The organism is Escherichia sp. E1130, assembly GCF_005781065.1.
Taxonomy (GTDB): Bacteria; Pseudomonadota; Gammaproteobacteria; order Enterobacterales; family Enterobacteriaceae; genus Escherichia.
The window spans coordinates 54,814-76,674 of record NZ_VATL01000013.1 but is presented as its reverse complement, the minus strand read 5'-3'; the positions used below and the strand labels follow the sequence as shown (position 1 = coordinate 76,674).

The window sequence follows — 21,861 nt, the reverse complement described above, 5'->3', positions numbered from 1 at the left end:
CCAGCTGAGCTACGGATGCAAATGGCGGTGAGGCGGGGATTCGAACCCCGGATGCAGCTTTTGACCGCATACTCCCTTAGCAGGGGAGCGCCTTCAGCCTCTCGGCCACCTCACCACACGCCTCTTACGAGTGCTTCGAAGAACTTGTTTATCGCTCATCGTCGCTGCGTGGCGCACATATTACTTTCTGAGACTTATAAGTCAAACAATTTTTCCCACACTTTTATCGTTTGCACACTTCGCGCTCAATTAGTCTGTAAAAACGTCAAAAAGAGTGTTTTATCAACAGAAAAACAGGCCTCTGACAGGTAGCAGTGATAGAGAAAAATGAAGGCAAAAGTTAAATGAACGGGAGTAACGCGAAAAAAATGAAGTGAAAGAGAAATTTTGAGGGTGCGTCTCACCGTTAAAGATGAGACGCGGAAAGATTAGTAACTGGACTGCTGGGATTTTTCAGCCTGGATACGCTGGTAGATCTCTTCACGGTGAACAGAAACTTCCTTCGGGGCGTTTACGCCAATACGTACTTGGTTGCCCTTTACCCCTAAAACTGTCACGGTGACCTCATCCCCAATCATGAGGGTCTCACCAACTCGACGAGTCAGAATCAGCATTCTTTGCTCCTTGAAAGATTAAAAGAGTCGGGTCTCTCTGTATCCCGGCATTATCCATCATATAACGCCAAAAAGTAAGCAATGACAAACACATTACATCTAAGCAGTCATGGCATTACATTCTGTTAAACCTAAGTTTAGCCGATATACACAACTTCAACCTGACTTTATCATTGTCGATAGCGTCGATGCGAATGCCGTGAAGCAAGTCCACGGCATTGCCTGACACTTATATTATTGCAATTTCGCGCTGACCCAGCCTTTCACACTGGCTAACGCTGCAGGTAAGGCCGCAGCATCCGTACCACCGGCTTGCGCCATGTCAGGACGTCCACCACCCTTGCCGCCCACCTGCTGAGCGACCATACCAATCAGTTCCCCTGCTTTCACGCGATCTGTGACGTCCTTAGATACGCCTGCAATCAGAGAAACCTTACCTTCGGCTACCGTTGCCAGCACGATAATTGTCGACCCCAGCTGATTTTTTAAATCGTCAACCATGGTGCGCAACATTTTCGGCTCAACACCGCTAAGCTCACTAACCAACAGCTTAACACCATTAACATCAATTGCCTTACTGGAAAGATTTGCGCTCTCCTGTGCGGCAGCCTGTTCTTTAAGCTGTTGTAACTCTTTTTCCAGCTGACGCGTACGTTCCAGTACTGAGCGCACTTTATCAGCCAGATTATTGCTATCGCCTTTCAGCAGATGCGCGACTTCGCTTAAGCGATCGCTGTCTGCATGAACGGTGGCGATAGCACCTTCTCCGGTTACCGCTTCGATACGACGAACGCCTGCAGCAGTACCCGATTCAGAAATGATACGGAACAGACCAATATCACCGGTGCGGCTGGCGTGAGTACCACCACACAGCTCGGTGGAGAAATCGCCCATGCTCAGCACACGTACACGTTCATCATACTTCTCGCCGAACAGCGCCATCGCACCTTTCGCTTTCGCCGCTTCGAGATCCATGATGTTGGTTTCGATAGGCAAGTTACGACGAATCTGCGCGTTCACCAGATCTTCGACAGCACGAATCTCTTCTGGTTTCATCGCTTCGTTATGCGAGAAGTCAAAACGCAGCACCTTGTCATTAACCAGCGAACCTTTCTGGGAGACATGAGTACCCAGAACCTGACGCAGCGCAGCGTGCATCAGGTGCGTTGCGGAGTGATTCAGACGAATACGAGCGCGACGAGCTTCATCTACATCTGCCTGTACCGCGTCGCCCACTTTCAGAGAACCCGCAGCAAGTTTACCGATGTGACCAATCGCCTGGCCATATTTCTGCGTATCTTCCACCGCAAAGGAGAAGTTAGCGCCTTTCAGTTCGCCTTTATCGCCAACCTGACCGCCGGATTCTGCATAGAATGGCGTTTGATCCAGCACGACCACAGCTTCCTGGCCTGCATTGATGGCATCAACCGCTTTACCATCAACAAACAGCGCGGTCACTTTGCCGTTCAGTTCCAGATGGTCATAGCCTTTAAATTCAGATGCACTATCAACACGGATCATTGCGTTGTAATCGGCACCAAAGCCGCTGGCTTCGCGCGCACGACGACGCTGCTCTTCCATTGCTGCTTCAAAACCAGCTTCGTCAACTTTGATGTTGCGCTCACGGCAAACGTCAGCCGTCAGGTCAACCGGGAAGCCGTAGGTGTCGTACAGGCGGAAAGCTGTTTCACCATCCAGCGTATCACCAGAAAGTTTTGCCAGCTCTTCATCCAGCAGTGCCAGACCGCGCTCCAGAGTACGGGCAAACTGCTCTTCTTCAGTCTTCAGCACCTGCTCAACCTGCGCCTGCTGGCGTTTCAGGTCTTCACCCGCAGAGCCCATAACGTCGATCAGCGGACCAACCAGTTTGTAGAAGAAGGTATCTTTCGCGCCCAGCATATTGCCGTGACGCACTGCGCGACGAATGATACGACGCAGCACATAACCACGGTTTTCGTTGGACGGCATTACGCCATCCGCGATCAGGAACGCACAAGAACGAATGTGGTCAGCGATAACGCGCAGCGATTTATTGCTCAGATCGGTCGCGCCAGTCACCTTAGCCACCGCCTGAATCAGCGTACGGAACAGGTCGATATCATAGTTGGAGTTTACGTGTTGCAGCACGGCGGCAATACGCTCCAGACCCATACCGGTATCTACAGACGGCTTCGGCAGCGGTTCCATCGTGCCATCTGCCTGGCGGTTGAACTGCATGAAGACGATGTTCCAGATCTCAATGTAGCGGTCACCGTCTTCTTCCGGGCTTCCCGGAGGGCCACCCCAAATGTGGTCGCCGTGATCGTAGAAAATTTCGGTGCACGGGCCGCACGGACCAGTGTCACCCATCTGCCAGAAGTTGTCAGATGCGTATGGCGCACCTTTGTTATCGCCGATGCGAATAATACGTTCGCGCGGGATCCCTACTTCTTTTTCCCAGATTTCGTAGGCTTCGTCGTCGCTTTCATAGACGGTAACCCACAGACGCTCTTTCGGCAGGGCAAACCATTTTTCGCTGGTCAGCAGTTCCCATGCAAACTGAATGGCATCGTGTTTGAAATAGTCGCCGAAGCTGAAGTTGCCCAGCATTTCGAAGAAGGTATGGTGACGCGCGGTGTAACCGACGTTTTCCAGGTCGTTGTGTTTACCACCCGCACGCACGCAGCGTTGGGAAGTGGTAGCACGGGAATAATTACGCTTGTCGAGCCCAAGGAAGACATCCTTGAACTGGTTCATCCCGGCGTTGGTAAACAACAAAGTTGGGTCGTTATGGGGTACCAGGGAGCTGCTGGCAACTACCTGATGTCCCTTACTATGGAAAAAGTCGAGAAACGCCTGACGGATCTCAGCGGTGCTCTTGCTCATAATTATCCTGAAATCAAGCTAACGAAATATCGCCACCAGCTACAGCGTGTCTTAACCGCCGGGCTGGTAACTGAAAAGTGGGAATAAGATAAGTTTTCTTGACTGGGAAGTAAAATACCGTATGCGTTCAGTCGGCAAAATTTCGCCAAATCTCCTGGATATCTTCCATCAGATAGCCACGATAGAGCAGAAAACGCTGGATCTTAACTTTTTCTGAAAAGACAGTTGGCAAAGGTTCGCCATATTTTCGCGTCGCCTGATCGCGTGCCAGCGCGCACCAGTCAATGTCACATTCACGCATCGCTTTTTCTGTCGCTTCGCGGGAAATACCTTTCTGATTCAGTTCCTGACGAATACGCGCCGGACCATAGCCTTTGCGGCTACGGCTGGCAATAAAGCGCGCAACAAATCGGCTGTCATCGAGATAGCCATGTTCATGGCACCAGGCAATAACGCGCGCGTAATCTTCTGCCGTAGCATCAATCTCTTCCGGGCCATTTTTGCCCATAATCGGTGCCGCGAGTTTACGTCGCAATTCTTGCTCACTGTGATCGCGCACCGCCAGAATGCGTACCGCTCGATCCAACAGACGAGCATATGCCGAGCGACGGGATGTTGAGTCTGTCATGGCATATCCTTAAAACTTAAAAAACAAAAGGGCCGCAGATGCGACCCTGGTTTTGCTGACAAAGTGGCGTTGTTCATGCCGGATGCGGCGTGAGCGCCTTATCCGTCCTACAAACCGTGCAACTTCAATACATTGCAGAGAACATGTAGGTCTGATAAGCGTAGCGCATCAGGCAATTTTGCGTTTGTCATCCGTCTCAGAGTCGCAGATGCGCCCCTTGAGTATCAAACAAGACGATTAAAAATCTTCGTTAGTTTCTGCTACGCCTTCGCTGTCATCTACAGAGAAATCCGGCGTTGAGTTCGGGTTGCTCAGCAGCAGCTCACGTACTTTCTTCTCGATCTCTTTCGCGGTTTCCGGGTTATCTTTCAGCCAGGCAGTCGCATTCGCTTTACCCTGACCGATCTTCTCACCTTTGTAGCTGTACCACGCGCCTGCTTTCTCGATCAGCTTCTCTTTCACGCCCAGGTCAACCAACTCGCCGTAGAAGTTGATGCCTTCACCGTAGAGGATCTGGAATTCGGCCTGTTTAAACGGCGCTGCAATTTTGTTCTTCACCACTTTCACGCGGGTTTCGCTACCCACTACGTTTTCGCCCTCTTTCACCGCGCCGATACGACGGATGTCGAGACGAACAGAGGCGTAGAATTTCAGCGCGTTACCACCGGTAGTGGTTTCCGGGTTACCGAACATCACACCAATTTTCATACGGATCTGGTTGATGAAGATCAGCAGCGTGTTGGACTGCTTCAGGTTACCCGCCAGCTTACGCATCGCCTGGCTCATCATACGTGCTGCAAGGCCCATGTGAGAGTCGCCGATTTCGCCTTCGATTTCCGCTTTCGGCGTCAGTGCCGCCACGGAGTCAACGACGATAACGTCTACTGCGCCAGAACGCGCCAGAGCGTCACAGATTTCCAGTGCCTGCTCGCCGGTGTCCGGCTGGGAGCACAGCAGGTTGTCGATATCGACACCCAGTTTACGTGCATAGACTGGGTCCAGCGCGTGTTCAGCATCGATAAACGCACAGGTTTTACCTTCGCGCTGGGCAGCGGCAATCACCTGCAGCGTCAGCGTGGTTTTACCGGAAGATTCCGGTCCGTAGATTTCGACGATACGGCCCATCGGCAGACCACCTGCTCCGAGCGCGATATCCAGTGAAAGCGAACCAGTAGAGATGGTTTCCACATCCATGGAACGGTCTTCACCCAGGCGCATGATGGAGCCTTTACCAAATTGTTTCTCAATCTGGCCCAGTGCTGCCGCCAACGCTTTCTGTTTGTTTTCGTCGATAGCCATTTTTACTCCTGTCATGCCGGGTAATACCGGATAGTCAATATGTTCTGTTGAAGCAATTATACTGTATAGTCATACAGTATCAAGTATTTTGTAGAAATTGTTGCCGCAGCGTATTTAAGGCATAAGCCGTCGCCTTACGACGCACGGCATCGCGGTCGCCGCTAAAGCATTCCCGGCGGGTAATGCCTTCGCCGCGGGCTGTGGCAAAAGCAAACCAGACGGTGCCGACAGGCTTCTCTTCGCTGCCGCCATCCGGTCCGGCGATGCCACTGATAGCAACCGCATAATCAGCACGAGCCGCTTTCAGTGCGCCTATCGCCATTTCCACCACAACAGGTTCACTCACCGCGCCATGCTGCGCCAGCGTCTCTTCGCGTACGCCGATCATCTGCGCTTTGGCTTCGTTACTGTAGGTGACAAATCCGCGTTCAAACCAGGCGGAACTGCCGGCAATATCGGTAATCACTTTCGCTACCCAACCGCCAGTACAGGATTCAGCGGTTGTTACGGTTGCGCCACGGGATTTCAGCGCCAGCCCTACCTGCTCGCTTAACTGCATCAGTTCACTGTCAGTCATCTCAACCTCTGTCAGTCAAAAATTTATGCCGGACAAGATAGCACTTTCCCGCAGAAGATGGGGACCAGCGATTCATTTTACGAGTCGCATTCCGAAATAAGACTGTTGCGGCCAACCGGTAAAGAAAAACGCTACCATGCAGCGTTCATATTGCCAGGTATTCACAAGGAGAGAAAAATAATGACAACAAAGAAAACGGATAGCCCCCCCCAAAACGTGCTTAAACAGACCACGCAAATACGTATGTGGGTCATCATTGGTGGCATCAGCGCACTGGTTTCAGTGATATGTAAGATTTTATCTTCTGGCTATCTTGAACCTTTCGACTTCGGTCAGGCCGCGTTAGGCGTTGTCTGCCTGGGATATGCGATATCGCTGTCGAAAAAAAATCAAGCAATTACGTCATTCGAATAAACAGTAAGAAAGCAGAGGGAAGTTTAACCTCCCTCTTGCAGATAGTTACTGTACGCGCGCCAACGCCACGGCTTGTCCTAACTGCCAGACCGCCATTGCGTAATGGGTGCTGTGGTTATAACGGGTAATGGTGTAGAAGTTCGGCAGACCGTACCAGTACTGATAACCTGTTCCAACATCCAAACGCAGCAGGCTGGCCTGTTGATGGTTGCCCAGCGACTGCTGTGGCGTTAAACCTGCCGCGGCAAGCTGCGAAATGCTGTACTTGGTTTTGAAGCCATTTGGCAAGCCTGGAGCCTGACCGTTTGCCATTACCGCGACCTGATCGCCTTTTACCCAGCCGTGCGCTTTGAAATAGTTCGCCACGCTACCGATCGCATCAACCGGATCCCAAAGGTTGATATGCCCGTCGCCGCTGAAATCTACCGCATATTGTTTGTAAGACGACGGCATAAACTGTCCGTAGCCCATCGCCCCGGCAAAGGAACCTTTCAGATTGAGCGGATCGTCCTGCTCATCGCGCGCCATCAGCAGGAAGGTTTCCAGCTCGCCAGAGAAATACTCCGCGCGGCGTGGGTAGTTAAATGACAGCGTTGCCAGCGCATCGAGGATGCGGGTTTTCCCCATCACGCGCCCCCAGCGGGTTTCGACGCCGATAATCCCGACGATAATTTCCGGCGGTACGCCATACACCTGCCACGCGCGATTCAGCGCATCTTCATACTGATTCCAGAAAACCACGCCGTTCTGCACGTTATCCGGCGTAATAAATTTTTTGCGATAACGCAGCCATGCGCCGTTAGGACCAGATGGCGGTTTCACCGATGTGGTTGGTGCCTGGTTATCCATCAGCCGCAGTACCGAATCCAGACGTTTCGCCTGAGAGAGAATTTCCTGCAATTGCTGACGATCGAAACCATGTTTGTTCACCATTTTTTCGATGAACTGCTGGGCATTGGGGTTATTGGCAAAATCTCCGCCCATCTGCATCACATTGTGCTGCGGCTCAAGCAGGAAGCCGCCGGACGGCGTTCCGGTGGTTGTTTCAGTCTCAGTCGGTTTTGGCTTGCTGCTACAGGCGGCAAGTAACACAAAAAGGGGAAGCAATGTTACATAACGATGCTTGAACATGAGGGGTCCATTTAACAAATTCAACCAGGGGCAAGTATGGTAAAGCATCCCGCCCAGCACAAGGAAGCGGTAGTCTGTTTTCGGCACTCCATTTCTCTTTAGTCTCTTCTTTCAGTTCATATTTTTTCTTAAAGTATGTTGTAACTAAATTCACATATGTTGTTTCCCTTCCCATAGCGCTGGATAATGAGCGCTCATTCCGGCCATCAATCCCTGGCTGGAATAAATAAATGGACCTTAACCGGAGAGAGCAATGAGTGAAGCACTACTGAACGCGGGACGTCAGACGTTAATGCTGGAGTTGCAGGAAGCAAGCCGTTTACCGGAACGTCTGGGCGATGATTTTGTTCGCGCCGCCAATATCATCCTGCACTGCGAAGGCAAAGTGGTGGTTTCGGGAATTGGCAAATCGGGCCACATTGGTAAGAAAATCGCCGCAACACTTGCCAGCACCGGCACACCGGCTTTTTTTGTCCATCCGGCAGAAGCACTGCACGGCGATCTGGGGATGATCGAAAGCCGCGATGTGATGCTGTTTATCTCTTACTCCGGTGGCGCGAAGGAACTGGATCTGATTATTCCGCGTCTGGAAGATAAATCTATCGCGCTGCTGGCGATGACCGGCAAACCGACGTCACCGCTGGGCCTGGCGGCGAAAGCGGTGCTGGATATTTCGGTAGAACGCGAAGCCTGCCCGATGCACCTTGCTCCGACCTCCAGCACCGTCAATACCCTGATGATGGGTGACGCGCTGGCAATGGCGGTCATGCAGGCGCGCGGATTTAATGAAGAAGATTTTGCCCGTTCACATCCAGCCGGCGCGCTGGGCGCTCGCTTGTTGAACAAAGTACATCATCTGATGCGCCGTGATGACGCCATCCCGCAGGTGGCGGTAAATGCCAGTGTCATGGACGCGATGCTGGAACTCAGCCGCACCGGTCTGGGGCTGGTGGCGGTATGTGACGCTCAACAACAGGTACAAGGCGTCTTTACCGACGGTGATTTACGTCGCTGGCTGGTTGGCGGCGGCGCACTCACCACGCCAGTTAATGAAGCGATGACGACAGGCGGCACGACATTACAGGCACAAAGTCGCGCCATCGACGCCAAAGAAGTTCTGATGAAGCGCAAAATCACCGCCGCACCGGTGGTGGATGAAAACGGCAAACTCACCGGCGCAATTAACCTGCAGAATTTCTATCAGGCCGGGATTATTTAATCCTTCAATCCCAGACGTTTCGCCAGCCGATGCAGGTTGGCGACGTCGGTTTCCAGCATCCGCGCGCAGGCAGCCCAGTTGTGATGATTTTGTGCCAGTGCCTGGCGAATGGTTTCACGCTGGAACGCTTCTGTCGCTTCACGCAGATTTTGCTTAACAACGGGCATTGTCATCGCTTCTGGCGGCGGCAACGCCTCCTCAGGAAAAGCAAAATGTTGCGCCTCAAGAATCACTTCATCGCCGCTGCGAGTGGCTCTCGCCAGCACTACCGCCCGATGAATAGCATGTTCCAGTTCGCGCACATTTCCCGGAAAATTATAGTGTTGCAGTAATTTTCGCGCTCCGGCGCTTAATACCACGCGGGAAAGCCCCAGCCGCAAACGACACTGCTCACAGAAATACCCTGCCAGCAGAATGACGTCATCGCCCCGCTCACGCAGCGGCGGCACCGAAAGTGGAAACACGCTCAGGCGATGAAACAAGTCGGCGCGAAATCGCCCTGCCAGCACCTCTTCGCGTAAGTCGCGGTTAGTCGCAGCCAGCACGCGCACATCGACCCGCAAACTGCGGTCATCGCCAACGCGCTGAATATCGCCATACTGCAACACCCTCAGCAGCTTGGCCTGCAATGCCAACGACAACTCGCCGATCTCATCCAGAAACAGTGTGCCGTTATCCGCCATTTCAAACTTCCCGCTGCGGTTACTGATAGCGCCAGTAAACGCTCCTTTCACATGCCCGAACAACTCACTTTCCGCCACACTTTCCGGCAGTGCGGCACAGTTGAGATAGACCAGCGGATTCACCGCCCTTGGCGAGGCTTCATGAATCGCTTTCGCCACCAGCTCCTTACCGGTTCCCGTCTCACCGCTGATCAGGACGTTGAGATCGGACGCCGCCACAATCTCAATCTCTTTTTTCAATTGCGTCATACCTGGCGACAGACCGATCATCTGCGTCTGTTTCACCGCTTCAAACGGCGCGGCATCGCCTGGCAGCATATTCTGGCTTTCCAGTTGTTCAATCAGCAACGCATTGCTTAACGCTCCCGCCGCCAGCGCAGCAATCAGCCGTAACTCTTCGTCGCTGAAAACATCGAACTGATCGGGCTGCATCCCGTCGAGCGTCAGTGCGCCGATCAAGTTTTGTCCGGCAAACAACGGCAGGCCAACGCAGGCGTGAACCTTCAGACTCTCCTGCCCGGGAATCAAACCGTCATAGGGATCGGGCAATTCGCTGTCTGCGGGAAAACGCACCACGTCCCCGGCGCGGGCAATCGCTTCCAGCCGCGGATGACCTTCCAGCGCAAAGCGTCTACCGAGTACATCCTTCGCCAGCCCGTCGATGGCAAGCGGAATAAACTGCCGCGAGTCGTAACGTAGCAACGCAGACGCATCGCACTCCAGCACCTGACGCAGCGTGGTGATCAGGCGCTGAAAACGATCCTGATGTCCAATCCCACGCTGCAATTCGATGGCGATATTCGCCAGCACATCAACGGAAAAACTCATCTTTGCCTCACTGTCAATTTGACTATAGATATTGTCATATCGACCATTTTATTAATAGTCATTTTGACTACTCATTAATGAGCATGATTTTATTTATATTTTAAAAACAATTAGATAAAAAACTGGCACGCAATCTGCAATTAGCAAGACATCTTTTTAGAACACGCTGAATAAATTGAGGTTGCTATGTCTATTGTGGTGAAAAATAACATTCATTGGGTTGGTCAACGTGACTGGGAAGTGCGTGATTTTCACGGTACAGAATATAAAACGCTGCGCGGCAGCAGCTACAACAGCTACCTCATCCGCGAAGAAAAAAACGTGCTGATCGACACCGTCGACCATAAATTCAGCCGCGAATTTGTGCAGAACCTGCGTAATGAAATCGATCTGGCGGATATCGACTACATCGTTATTAACCATGCAGAAGAGGACCACGCCGGGGCGCTGAGCGAACTGATGGCGCAAATTCCCGATACGCCGATTTACTGTACTGCCAACGCTATCGACTCGATAAATGGTCATCACCATCATCCGGAGTGGAATTTTAATGTGGTGAAAACTGGCGACACGCTGGATATCGGCAACGGCAAACAGCTCATTTTTGTCGAAACGCCAATGCTGCACTGGCCGGACAGCATGATGACTTACCTGACAGGCGACGCGGTGCTGTTCAGTAACGATGCTTTCGGTCAGCACTACTGCGACGAGCATCTGTTCAACGATGAAGTGGATCAGACGGAGCTTTTCGAGCAGTGCCAGCGTTACTACGCCAATATCCTGACGCCGTTCAGCCGCCTGGTAACGCCGAAAATTACCGAGATCCTGGGCTTTAACTTACCAGTCGATATGATAGCGACCTCTCACGGCGTGGTATGGCGCGATAACCCGACGCAAATTGTCGAGCTGTACCTGAAATGGGCGGCGGATTATCAGGAAGACAGAATCACCATTTTCTACGACACCATGTCGAATAATACCCGCATGATGGCTGACGCTATCGCCCAGGGGATTGCGGAAACCGACCCGCGCGTAGCGGTGAAAATTTTCAACGTCGCCCGAAGCGATAAAAACGAAATCCTGACCAATGTCTTCCGCTCAAAAGGCGTACTGGTTGGGACTTCGACGATGAATAACGTGATGATGCCGAAAATCGCCGGGCTGGTGGAGGAGATGACCGGATTACGCTTCCGTAACAAACGCGCCAGTGCTTTCGGCTCTCATGGTTGGAGCGGCGGTGCGGTGGATCGTCTTTCCACGCGCTTGCAGGATGCAGGTTTCGAAATGTCACTTAGCCTGAAAGCCAAATGGCGACCGGACCAGGATGCACTGGAATTATGCCGTGAACACGGTCGCGAAATCGCCCGTCAGTGGGCGCTCGCGCCGCTGCCACAAATCACGGTGAATACGGTAGTTAAAGAAGAAACCTCTGCCACCACGACGGCTGATCTCGGTCCGCGGATGCAGTGCAGCGTCTGCCAGTGGATTTACGATCCGGCAAAAGGCGAGCCAATGCAGGACGTCGCGCCGGGAACGCCGTGGAGTGAAGTTCCGGACAACTTCCTCTGCCCGGAATGTTCCCTCGGCAAAGATGTCTTTGACGAACTGGCATCGGAGGCAAAATGAGTTACGGCATTGTGATCATTGGTTCGGGCTTCGCCGCCCGCCAACTGGTGAAAAATATCCGCAAACAGGACGCTACTATTCCATTAACCCTGATTGCCGCCGACAGCATGGATGAGTACAACAAACCTGACCTCAGCCATGTTATCAGCCAGGGGCAACGTGCCGACGACCTTACCCGCCAGACGGCAGGTGAATTTGCCGAGCAGTTTAATCTGCGCCTGTTTCCGCACACTTGGGTGACGGATATCGATGCCGAAGCCCATGTGGTGAAAAGTCAGAATAATCAGTGGCAATACGACAAGTTAGTGCTGGCAACCGGTGCCAGCGCCTTTGTCCCGCCAGTGCCTGGGCGTGAGTTAATGCTGACGTTAAATAGTCAGCAAGAGTATCGCGCCTGTGAAACACAACTGCAGGATGCCCAACGCGTGTTGATTGTCGGCGGTGGTTTGATTGGTAGCGAACTGGCGATGGATTTTTGTCGGGCAAGCAAAGCGGTCACGCTGATTGATAACGCCGCCAGCATTCTGGCGTCGTTAATGCCGCCGGAAGTAAGCAGCCGCTTGCAGCATCGGTTGACGGAGATGGGCGTTCATCTGCTGTTAAAATCTCAGTTGCAGGGGCTGGAAAAAACGGATTCTGGCATTCTGGCAACGCTGAACCGCCAGCGTAGCATCGAAGTGGATGCGGTAATTGCCGCCACCGGACTGCGCCCGGAAACCGCCCTGGCACGACGCGCCGGGCTGACGATTAATCGCGGCGTTTGCGTCGACAGTTATCTGCAAACCAGTAATGCCGATATTTATGCGCTGGGCGATTGCGCGGAAATTAACGGTCAGGTATTGCCGTTCCTCCAGCCGATTCAACTTAGCGCGATGGTGCTGGCAAAAAATCTTCTCGGCAATAACACGCCGCTGAAACTACCGGCGATGCTGGTGAAAATCAAAACGCCGGAATTACCGCTGCATCTGGCAGGCGAAACCCAGCGTCAGGATTTACGCTGGCAGATTAATACCGAACGCCAGGGAATGGTGGCGCGCGGCGTTGACGATGCAGACCAGCTTCGCGCCTTTGTGGTCAGTGAGGATCGGATGAAAGAGGCATTTGGATTGTTGAAAACGTTGCCGATGTAGGCGGGCTACTGTGCCTAAAATGTCGGATGCGACCTACGGGGACGCATGTGTTGGCCGGATAAGGCGTTTACGCCGCATCCAGCTACTGTACCCAAAATGTCGGATGCAACGCTCGCGCGTCTTATCCGACCTACGGGGAGCGCATCCGGCAATGGTGGCCAAATGCAACACGTTTTATCCGTTCTGGACTTCACCCGCTAACCAACGAGCCGCAGCAATAACCCCCTGCCCCAGAGACAAGCCGCCATCACCCGCCGGTAAACTCTGTGGAAAGAGCAACGTGAAATCAGCGAGATAATGCGCCAGACGTGCACGCAGCAAACGGTTATGAATAACCCCACCGCTAAATACCAGCGTAGTGATACCGCGCATCGTGGCCTGCTCACGCATCAACGCGGCAAAACCCTGCGCCAGCGCATCATGAAACGCCCACGCGCGTTGATTAACCGGTGCCTGCCAGTTCAGCCACTGCTGCCAGAAAGTGGCGAGATCCAGTTGATTGTCCACCAGCGGCATCGTCACCGGATGCGTCACTCCGTGGCACGAAGCTGCGAGTGCCTCCAGAGCACAAGCCGCTTCACCTTCATAACTTAACGTGGCTGGCGCACAGCCCAGTGCCGCCGCTACGGCATCGAACAAACGCCCACACGATGACGCCAGCGGCGCGTTAATTCCACGTTCAATGGCCCGCGCCAGCACGCTCCAGTTTTGCTGTTGCACACTTGCCGTTTCAGGATAATTCTGCCACTCCGGCACAAAGCGCAGGCACTGCGCCAACAGGTTTCGCCACGGCTGCTTCGCCGCCAAATCGCCACCCGGAAGCGCCACCGCAGGCAAGCCGCCCAAGTGCTGGCATTCGCGATAGTTCACCCGCAGACACTCGCCGCCCCACAAAGCGCCGTTCTCCCCCATACCGATACCGTCGAGCGTCAAAGCAATGACATCCCCGCCATCCAGTGGCCAGTGATGTTCTGCCAGACACGCCGCCGCGTGGGCATGATGATGCAGCACCGTTTGCGTCGGCAGATTCATTTCGCGCGCCCACTGGCTGGAGACATAGCCCGGATGTGCGTCATGCACAACGTATTGCGGGGTGAAATCGTAGATGTTTTGCATCAGGCGTAACGCTTCGCGCCACTGCATCTGGATGCCATCGTCACTTAAATCGCCCAGATGCTGACTCAACACCGCTTGTTCACCGCGCACCAGGCAGAAGGTATTTTTCAGATCCGCGCCGAGACACAGCACAGGCGGAACATTTTTAAAGCCCGGAGGCAAAGCCAGCGCATCCGGCACATACCCCCGCGAACGGCGCAGCATTTCGCCGCTTTCGCGCACCACTGAATCATCCATCCGCTGCACGATGTCGCGGTTATGTATCAAGAATCCGTCGGCAATGCCCTGCAAATCCTCCAGCGCCTGTTCGTTGCTGATAGCCGGTGGTTTACCGCTCAGGTTGCCGGAGGTCATCACCAGCGGGCATTGCAATTCCTGTAACAGCAAATGCTGGAGCGGATTCGCAGGCAACATCACCCCGACTTCGTTAAGGCCAGGGGCGATATCATCACAAAGCTCAGGAACGTATTTTTTATCCACCAGCACAATCGGCGCGGCGGGCGTGGTGAGCAACTGGCGGGCAGCGTCTGGTAAACCGTCTGCCACTGGCAACATGACCGCCAGCGGTTTCGCCGGGCGATGTTTGCGCGCCCGAAGTGTCGCCACCGCGTTACTGTTACGTGCATCGCAGGCGAGATGAAATCCGCCAATCCCTTTGATGGCGACAATGTTGCCCATTTTTAACTGTGCGATAGCTGCCTGTAATGCCGCCTCTTGTTCCTCATGTTCACCATGACTTACCCATTCAAGATGCGGGCCACACTCCGGGCAGGCCACCGGCTGGGCGTGGAAGCGACGATCGAGCGGGTCACGGTACTCTTTGTCACAAGCCGAACACAGCGGAAACGCCGCCATCACGGTAAACGGGCGGTCGTAAGGCATGGCGCGAATAATGGTGAAACGCGGGCCGCAGTGGGTACAGTTGATAAACGGATAACGATAACGCCGTTCGCCTGGGGTATTCATTTCGGCAAGACAGGCAGGGCAAGTAGCGGCATCGGGAACAATTTGCGTATTCATGACGCCGCCCGCGCTCTGGCGGATGGTGAACTCAGTGGGCAGTTGTGACCAGATAAACGGCTCACGCTCGACGCTATCAATACGCGCCAGCGGCGGGCAGTGCTGATGCAATTGAACAAGAAACATTTCCGGGTCTTCCAGCAGCCGGACTTCCACGCCATCGCCGTCATTACAGACATCGCCGTGAAGATTTAATTGCTGTGCCAGCTGCCAAACAAACGGACGAAAACCGACGCCCTGCACTTTGCCACGAATACGCAGTTGGACACCGCAAGATGTGTTTTTTGCCATTGAGTTATTCCCGCCATCATGAATTGCGTAACCCGCCCAGCCGGACACGACAGCGTCGCATCCGGCAGCCACAGGTCGGCGATACCGCCCGCACCGTATTCTACGAATATTTCCGGGAATTCCTTTGATGCCAGAACAGTTCTGTAAGATTTTTAGAACATCAGCGCCGTGCGGCGGCGTTTTTCTGCGCTCAGTTGTTCAAGTTTATTACGATCGACACAAATCAGCGCATGGGTCGGGCAAGCTGCCATACACGCCGGGCCGTCTTCACGATGGTTACAGAGGTCGCATTTATTGGCTTCGGCTTTGTCAGCCCGTACATTAAGCCCCGCGCCGCTGTTGCGAATCACCGGACGTACCACCACTTCCATCGCGCCATACGGGCAAGCCACAACGCAGGTTTTGCAACCAATGCAACGTTCCTGCATCACATGAACAAACCCTTTATCACGGCTGATAGCACCATTCGGGCAGACGTTAGCGCACGGTGCATCTTCACACTGACGGCAGACTGTTGCCGTGGAAATGTTCACACCTTTAATGACATGGATTCGCGGTAAAAAAGTTTCCGGGGTCAGCGATGCACAGTCCTGATTCTCTTGATGAGAAACCACGCACGCCACTTCACATGTACGGCAACCAATACATTTACTCGCGTCAGCAATGATGAAACGGTTCATCAAATTCTCCAGCAATGACAGTTAATGCGCCGATACATTCACAAATCATGCCAGTTTTTAATTTACTGTTATTTAAGGAAATTAATTTCTGCGATGCAGGAAAAACGATGTCATCGACACTAGTGACGATGACATGTGATGACAGTGTTTATTGCGAAAGAGCAATGAGTGAGTCGCGGCGGATCAGTTTTCCGCTGAAGGTTTTCGGCGGTGAGAAATCCCCGCCATCGAGCATAAAAATCAGCCGTCCAATAATTTCCTGAATCATCTCAGTCACCGGAATTTTTACGCTGGAGAGCGCCGGAACGGTGTAGGGGGCAATTGCGATATCATCGAATCCGATAACTGACACCTGCTCTGGCACCGCTACGCCGCGCTCGTGTAACGCTTTCATCGCACCTATCGCCATATCGTCGTTACTGGCAACTAACGCGCTAAATTTAGCCCCACGTTCGAGTAACGTTTCTACCCCTTCGGCCCCGCTGGCGGGCGTCCATTTACCGTTAACGATAAGTTTTTCATCGAGCGCAATACCATGCTGCGCCAGCGCGTCTTTATATCCGGCAAGACGTTCAATGCTGGTGGGAGAATCCATCGAGCCGGTAAGAAAAGCAATCTCCTGATGTCCGGCGTTTATCAACTCTGCCACGGCGTTAAAGCTGGTCTGTTTATGATCGCACCAGACGCTATGGCTGCTGTTTTTGCGCAGGCGGCGATTAAGCACCATTATCGGCTGACTGTGCGCGTCAATGATGTCATCGATCTCATCCACGCTTAAAAAACGCGGGTAAATCATGATGGCATCGCAGCGCAGATCCAGCAGATACTGAATCGCCTGGCGCTCTTCTTCGGCGCTATGTTTGCCATCTGCCAATAGCAACTGTCGCCCTTTCTCTTCCGCCATTCGCGCGGCATGAAACAGTAATTCACTAAAATAAATGCCGTGGTAAAGCGTGTTGGTCACTACCAGCCCCAGCGTCTGAGTACTCTTCGCCGACAGATTACGCGCCAGCAAGTTTGGGCGGTAACCGCTCTCTTCTACCGCCTGAAACACGCGATCTTTAGTCTCCTGGCTGACGTAGCCATTACCTGAAAGCACGCGGGAAACGGTCGCTTTTGAAACCCCGGCGCGCTTCGCCACTTCCAGCATCGTCGTCATCATTTTCATCCCTTTACACGCAATCAACGGAGTGTACTGCACCGTTTGCCGATTGTCCTTGCGCAATCGGCGGGAAAAATATTCAGGTGACCGGTTTCACAAATATAAAAAATGAACAATTAACTCTCTTGCTTATTTTTTGACAACTATTCATGATTTTGTGAAACCGGTTTCTTAATTCCGTTTCAGCATCGACATTTTTCCGTCCCGTCGACTGATAACAACTACATCTACCCTACTGATAACAGGATAAAATCCGATGGCCAAAAATTATGCGGCGCTGGCACGCTCGGTGATAGCGGCACTGGGCGGCGTTGATAACATCTCGGCAGTCACGCACTGTATGACGCGTTTGCGCTTTGTTATCAAAGATGACCAGCTTATCGACAGCCCGACGTTAAAAACCATCCCCGGCGTGCTCGGCGTGGTACGTAGTGACAACCAGTGTCAGGTAATTATCGGCAATACCGTTTCGCAAGCCTTTCAGGAAGTCGTCAGTCTGCTGCCGGGAGATATGCAGCCCGCACAGCCCGTGGGTAAACCCAAACTCACGCTACGTCGCATTGGTGTGGGGATCCTTGATGCGCTGATCGGCACCATGTCACCGCTGATCCCGGCGATTATCGGCGGATCGATGGTCAAACTGCTGGCGATGATCCTCGAGATGAGCGGCGTGCTGACAAAAGGATCGCCGACCTTAACCATTCTGAATGTGATTGGTGACGGTGCTTTCTTCTTCCTGCCGCTGATGGTCGCGGCTTCGGCCGCCATCAAATTTAAAACCAATATGTCGCTGGCGATTGCCATCGCGGGTGTGCTGGTACATCCGAGTTTTATTGAACTGATGGCGAAAGCGGCCCAGGGTGAACATGTCGAATTTGCCCTGATTCCGGTCACCGCGGTGAAATATACCTACACGGTGATCCCGGCGCTGGTGATGACCTGGTGCCTGTCATATATCGAACGCTGGGTGGACAGCATTACACCGGCGGTGACCAAAAACTTCCTCAAGCCGATGCTGATTGTGTTGATTGCCGCACCACTGGCAATCCTGCTAATTGGCCCGATTGGTATCTGGATCGGTAGCGCCATTTCGGCGCTGGTTTACACCATTCATGGTTATCTGGGCTGGCTTTCAGTCGCCATTATGGGCGCACTGTGGCCTCTGCTGGTAATGACCGGGATGCACCGCGTCTTTACGCCAACCATCATTCAGACCATTGCCGAAACCGGCAAAGAAGGGATGGTCATGCCGTCCGAGATCGGCGCTAACCTGTCGCTGGGCGGTTCATCACTGGCGGTGGCGTGGAAAACGAAAAACCCGGAACTGCGCCAGACGGCGCTGGCTGCGGCGGCATCAGCCATTATGGCGGGGATTTCCGAACCGGCGTTATACGGCGTGGCGATCCGCCTGAAACGTCCGCTTATCGCCAGTCTTATCAGCGGTTTTATTTGCGGGGCGGTTGCCGGTATGGCGGGGCTTGCCAGCCACTCAATGGCAGCGCCGGGGTTATTTACCAGCGTGCAGTTCTTCGATCCGGCGAATCCAATGAGCATCGTCTGGGTGTTCGCCGTCATGGCGCTGGCGGTTGTGCTGTCGTTTATCCTCACACTGTTGCTCGGCTTTGAGGATATTCCTGTTGAGGAAGCGGCTGCCGAGGCGCGAAAACATCAGGGCGCACAACCAACCGTCGCCAAAGAAGTAAGTCTTAATTGAGGATGAAAATGTCAGTATTTCCAGAAGGTTTTTTATGGGGCGGCGCGCTTGCCGCCAACCAGTCTGAAGGTGCGTACCGTGAAGGTGGCAAAGGGCTGACCACGGTCGATATGATCCCACATGGCGAGCATCGAATGGCGGTGAAACTGGGGCTGGAAAAACGTTTTCAGTTGCGCGATGACGAGTTTTATCCCAGCCATGAGGCGACGGATTTTTATCATCGTTATAAAGAAGATATCGCTCTGATGGCAGAGATGGGATTCAAGGTTTTCCGTACTTCGATTGCCTGGAGCCGCCTCTTTCCGCAGGGCGATGAACTGACGCCCAACCAGCAGGGCATTGCTTTTTATCGTTCGGTCTTTGAAGAGTGTAAAAAGTACGGCATCGAACCGCTGGTCACGTTGTGCCACTTCGATGTGCCGATGCATCTGGTCACCGAATATGGCTCCTGGCGTAACCGCAAGCTGGTGGAGTTTTTCAGTCGCTACGCCAGAACCTGCTTTGAAGCCTTTGATGGCCTGGTGAAATACTGGCTCACCTTCAATGAAATCAACATTATGTTGCATAGCCCGTTTTCCGGCGCGGGTCTGGTGTTTGAAGAAGGTGAAAATCAGGATCAGGTGAAATATCAGGCCGCGCACCACCAGCTGGTTGCCAGTGCATTAGCCACCAAAATCGCCCATGAGGTTAACCCGCAAAATCAGGTGGGCTGTATGCTGGCGGGCGGTAACTTCTACCCTTACAGTTGCAAGCCGGAAGATGTCTGGGCGGCGCTGGAGAAAGACAGGGAAAACCTGTTTTTTATTGATGTGCAGGCGCGGGGCGCGTATCCGGCTTACTCTGCCCGCGTATTCCGTGAAAAAGGGGTAACCATCGATAAAGCGCCTGGCGATGATGAAATTCTGAAAAATACCGTCGATTTTGTCTCTTTCAGCTATTACGCCTCGCGCTGCGCCTCGGCGGAGATGAACGCCAACAATAGCAGTGCGGCGAATGTGGTGAAATCGCTGCGTAACCCGTATCTACAGGTAAGCGACTGGGGCTGGGGTATTGATCCACTCGGTCTGCGTATCACCATGAATATGATGTACGACCGTTATCAGAAGCCACTGTTTCTGGTGGAAAACGGCCTGGGCGCAAAAGATGAATTTGCTGCTAATGGTGAGATTAACGATGACTATCGCATCAGCTATTTACGCGAACATATCCGCGCAATGGGCGAAGCGATTGCAGACGGCATTCCGCTGATGGGCTACACCACATGGGGCTGTATTGATTTAGTTTCCGCCTCTACGGGTGAAATGAGCAAACGCTACGGTTTTGTCTACGTAGACCGTGACGACGCAGGCAACGGCACGCTGGCGCGCACGCGTAAGAAATCGTTCTGGTGGTATAAAAAAGTGATTGCCAGTAACGGTGAAGATTTAGAGTAAGTAACAGTGCCGGATGCGGCGTGAACAACAACGTCTTTGTCAGCTATCCAAATGATTGTATTTTGAGGTTCATCGCAGATTCGCGATGAATCTTTATTAAATAATACAATTTCGACTGAAATGATGAGTAAGGATACAAAATGGGATCGTGGGGAATGCAGGCTCTCGAAAGTGACGAAGGACTGGATTTGATTAATTGGGTTGAGGAACAACTGTCAGATGATTCGACCTTTGATGCTGAGTCAATTGTTCAACGCTTAAGCCAGAATGAAGATTTGTTCGGATTTCAGGGAGATGAAGAATTTCTCTACGATAATAATGTTATCGGTCTCGTCGAACTTATCATTCAAAAAGCAGCCGGGGAAAAAATCACATCGAGTGAACAAATTGATCAACTTGACGGCTATCGGCTCACGTCGATTTTCAGCAAAAAACTCCAGGATCGTTTACAAACAATCGACGACACACATGAGTGGATAATGCTTTTTGAGGGGCCTGCACGCGAAAAAGCAAAAGCATATCTGGTTGAACTTAGTGAGAAATTAAGAGCAGTAAAGACAACAACCTGAATGACAAACAAGGGCGCACAAAATCAATAAACTGCGTCCTTTCAAGGCCCGATAAGCGCAGCGCATCGGGCAATTTAGCATTTGGCATCAGTCAAAAATCAAAGAAACCATTCCGGCTTAACGCCAAATCGGGCTGAAAGTGCCTTAATGTGGGATATCGTCAGGGATCGTTGTCCAGACAAAATCTGACTGACCAGGGATTTAGAGCCGATTTCGTTCTTCAAATCCGCATAGGTCAGATTATGTTGATCAATCAGCGTGCGAAGTAACGCCACGCCAACAGGCATTGCCGCAACGGCTTTGTCGAACTCTGCAAACTCTTGGTTGTTGTTTTCATATTCTGCAATGCGGCTCGCCAGAAAGTCGATAAGTGGATTGGTGTCATCTTCTTCAATCAAATATTCGACCAGTTCCAGTGCTTCACGATAATCATCTTCTGAGTTACTGCCTCCCAGAAAGGGGACTGCATTGACCAGTTCTCTTGTTGCTTTAACAGCGCGTGCAGCATTAGCAGTCATTCTTTGTTCTCTCTGTAGTAACGTGTCAGTTTGTCATACTCGGCGTGATTAGTTATGTGCTTCACAAAGAACCGCTTATTAACAAAGTTTATGTAGGCAATCACCCTTAGGTTGTTCCCTCCTACATCCAGAACGTACCATTTGTTGCGATATTTAAAATTGTCGAGGTTGGGAAACGCCGTTCGCATCTCTTCTGGCGTAGAAAAATCCGTTTCCTTAATAACCCGATACAATGCCTGAAGAGCCAGAGCGTCGTTAGGATATTTACGCGCAGACTCTTCAAATGGCGCTTTAGAAATGATGTGCATTTTTAAGTTTTAACTTCCTTATAGTAAGTAAACAGC

Annotated in this window: 19 protein-coding genes and 1 tRNA gene; 7 read left to right on the top strand and 13 right to left on the bottom strand. The window is 52.5% G+C overall.

All coding sequences use genetic code 11. The features are described 5' to 3' along the window. Positions 1-22 precede the first annotated feature (22 nt). The 6 genes from FEK66_RS13710 to pncC form a co-directional block, all read right to left on the bottom strand. Positions 23-115 (bottom strand) — tRNA-Ser (locus tag FEK66_RS13710). A 313-nt stretch (positions 116-428) separates the two neighbouring features. After that, positions 429-614: a carbon storage regulator CsrA gene (gene csrA, locus FEK66_RS13705; RefSeq protein WP_000906486.1), complete on the bottom strand. Its 186-nt coding sequence runs from the start codon at positions 612-614 to the stop codon at positions 429-431. 234 nt (positions 615-848) lie between these two features. Beyond that, positions 849-3,479, bottom strand: coding sequence for an alanine--tRNA ligase (gene alaS / locus FEK66_RS13700; RefSeq protein ID WP_130259311.1), 2,631 nt, complete (start codon positions 3,477-3,479; stop codon positions 849-851). A gap of 127 nt (positions 3,480-3,606) precedes the next feature. Then, the gene (recX, locus tag FEK66_RS13695) at positions 3,607-4,107 is read right to left on the bottom strand and encodes a recombination regulator RecX (protein WP_135494978.1); all 501 of its coding nucleotides are present in this window, start codon (positions 4,105-4,107) and stop codon (positions 3,607-3,609) included. Between the two features lie 237 nt (positions 4,108-4,344). Beyond that, a complete protein-coding gene (gene recA / locus FEK66_RS13690; protein WP_000963153.1) occupies positions 4,345-5,406 on the bottom strand; it encodes a recombinase RecA in 1,062 nt (353 codons plus the stop codon). Between the two features lie 79 nt (positions 5,407-5,485). After that, complete coding sequence (gene pncC, locus FEK66_RS13685; protein ID WP_130214441.1) at positions 5,486-5,983, bottom strand: nicotinamide-nucleotide amidase; 498 nt, start codon at positions 5,981-5,983, stop codon at positions 5,486-5,488. A gap of 180 nt (positions 5,984-6,163) precedes the next feature. Between pncC and FEK66_RS13680 the strand changes: the two genes are divergently transcribed. Beyond that, a complete protein-coding gene (locus tag FEK66_RS13680) occupies positions 6,164-6,397 on the top strand; it encodes a hypothetical protein (protein ID WP_240782947.1) in 234 nt (77 codons plus the stop codon). A 45-nt stretch (positions 6,398-6,442) separates the two neighbouring features. Here the strand turns inward: FEK66_RS13680 and mltB are convergent, their stop codons facing one another. Further along, on the bottom strand, positions 6,443-7,528 hold the full coding sequence (gene mltB / locus FEK66_RS13675) for a lytic murein transglycosylase B (RefSeq protein WP_130207614.1): 1,086 nt from the start codon (positions 7,526-7,528) through the stop codon (positions 6,443-6,445). Between the two features lie 253 nt (positions 7,529-7,781). On the opposite strand from mltB, the gene gutQ reads away from it, so the two are divergent. Next, entirely contained in the window at positions 7,782-8,747 is a 966-nt protein-coding gene (gene gutQ / locus FEK66_RS13670) for an arabinose-5-phosphate isomerase GutQ (protein ID WP_135494979.1), read from the top strand. Here gutQ and norR read toward each other — a convergent pair. Then, a complete protein-coding gene (gene norR / locus FEK66_RS13665; RefSeq protein ID WP_135494980.1) occupies positions 8,744-10,258 on the bottom strand; it encodes a nitric oxide reductase transcriptional regulator NorR in 1,515 nt (504 codons plus the stop codon). The genes gutQ and norR overlap by 4 nt on opposite strands. A gap of 186 nt (positions 10,259-10,444) precedes the next feature. On the opposite strand from norR, the gene norV reads away from it, so the two are divergent. Together norV and norW are read left to right on the top strand one after the other, a co-directional pair. Next, the gene (gene norV, locus FEK66_RS13660) at positions 10,445-11,884 is read left to right on the top strand and encodes an anaerobic nitric oxide reductase flavorubredoxin (protein ID WP_135559294.1); all 1,440 of its coding nucleotides are present in this window, start codon (positions 10,445-10,447) and stop codon (positions 11,882-11,884) included. Then, positions 11,881-13,014, top strand: a complete 1,134-nt coding sequence (norW, locus tag FEK66_RS13655) for an NADH:flavorubredoxin reductase NorW (RefSeq protein WP_135494981.1) — start codon at positions 11,881-11,883, stop codon at positions 13,012-13,014. Before norV ends, norW begins: the two co-directional genes overlap by 4 nt. Before the next feature lie 174 nt (positions 13,015-13,188). Here the strand turns inward: norW and hypF are convergent, their stop codons facing one another. The 3 genes from hypF to ascG form a co-directional block, all read right to left on the bottom strand. Then, positions 13,189-15,441, bottom strand: a complete 2,253-nt coding sequence (gene hypF / locus FEK66_RS13650) for a carbamoyltransferase HypF (RefSeq protein WP_135494982.1) — start codon at positions 15,439-15,441, stop codon at positions 13,189-13,191. Between the two features lie 152 nt (positions 15,442-15,593). After that, positions 15,594-16,121 (bottom strand): electron transport protein HydN, encoded by a 528-nt coding sequence (gene hydN, locus FEK66_RS13645; RefSeq protein ID WP_001078777.1) that lies wholly within the window; start codon positions 16,119-16,121, stop codon positions 15,594-15,596. Positions 16,122-16,269: 148 nt separating this feature from the next. Next, positions 16,270-17,280 (bottom strand): DNA-binding transcriptional regulator AscG, encoded by a 1,011-nt coding sequence (gene ascG, locus FEK66_RS13640; protein ID WP_167854250.1) that lies wholly within the window; start codon positions 17,278-17,280, stop codon positions 16,270-16,272. A 259-nt stretch (positions 17,281-17,539) separates the two neighbouring features. On the opposite strand from ascG, the gene ascF reads away from it, so the two are divergent. From ascF to FEK66_RS13625, 3 genes are all read left to right on the top strand, one after another. Beyond that, a complete protein-coding gene (gene ascF, locus FEK66_RS13635; protein ID WP_135494984.1) occupies positions 17,540-18,997 on the top strand; it encodes a PTS cellobiose/arbutin/salicin transporter subunit IIBC in 1,458 nt (485 codons plus the stop codon). Positions 18,998-19,005: 8 nt separating this feature from the next. Continuing rightward, positions 19,006-20,430: a 6-phospho-beta-glucosidase AscB gene (gene ascB, locus FEK66_RS13630; RefSeq protein WP_135494985.1), complete on the top strand. Its 1,425-nt coding sequence runs from the start codon at positions 19,006-19,008 to the stop codon at positions 20,428-20,430. A gap of 140 nt (positions 20,431-20,570) precedes the next feature. Continuing rightward, complete coding sequence (locus FEK66_RS13625; protein WP_135490247.1) at positions 20,571-20,999, top strand: hypothetical protein; 429 nt, start codon at positions 20,571-20,573, stop codon at positions 20,997-20,999. 98 nt (positions 21,000-21,097) lie between these two features. Here the strand turns inward: FEK66_RS13625 and FEK66_RS13620 are convergent, their stop codons facing one another. Continuing rightward, positions 21,098-21,517: a helix-turn-helix domain-containing protein gene (locus FEK66_RS13620; RefSeq protein WP_060773280.1), complete on the bottom strand. Its 420-nt coding sequence runs from the start codon at positions 21,515-21,517 to the stop codon at positions 21,098-21,100. Continuing rightward, positions 21,514-21,825 (bottom strand): type II toxin-antitoxin system HigB family toxin, encoded by a 312-nt coding sequence (locus FEK66_RS13615; protein WP_000547563.1) that lies wholly within the window; start codon positions 21,823-21,825, stop codon positions 21,514-21,516. Before FEK66_RS13615 ends, FEK66_RS13620 begins: the two co-directional genes overlap by 4 nt. Positions 21,826-21,861: the final 36 nt, after the last annotated feature.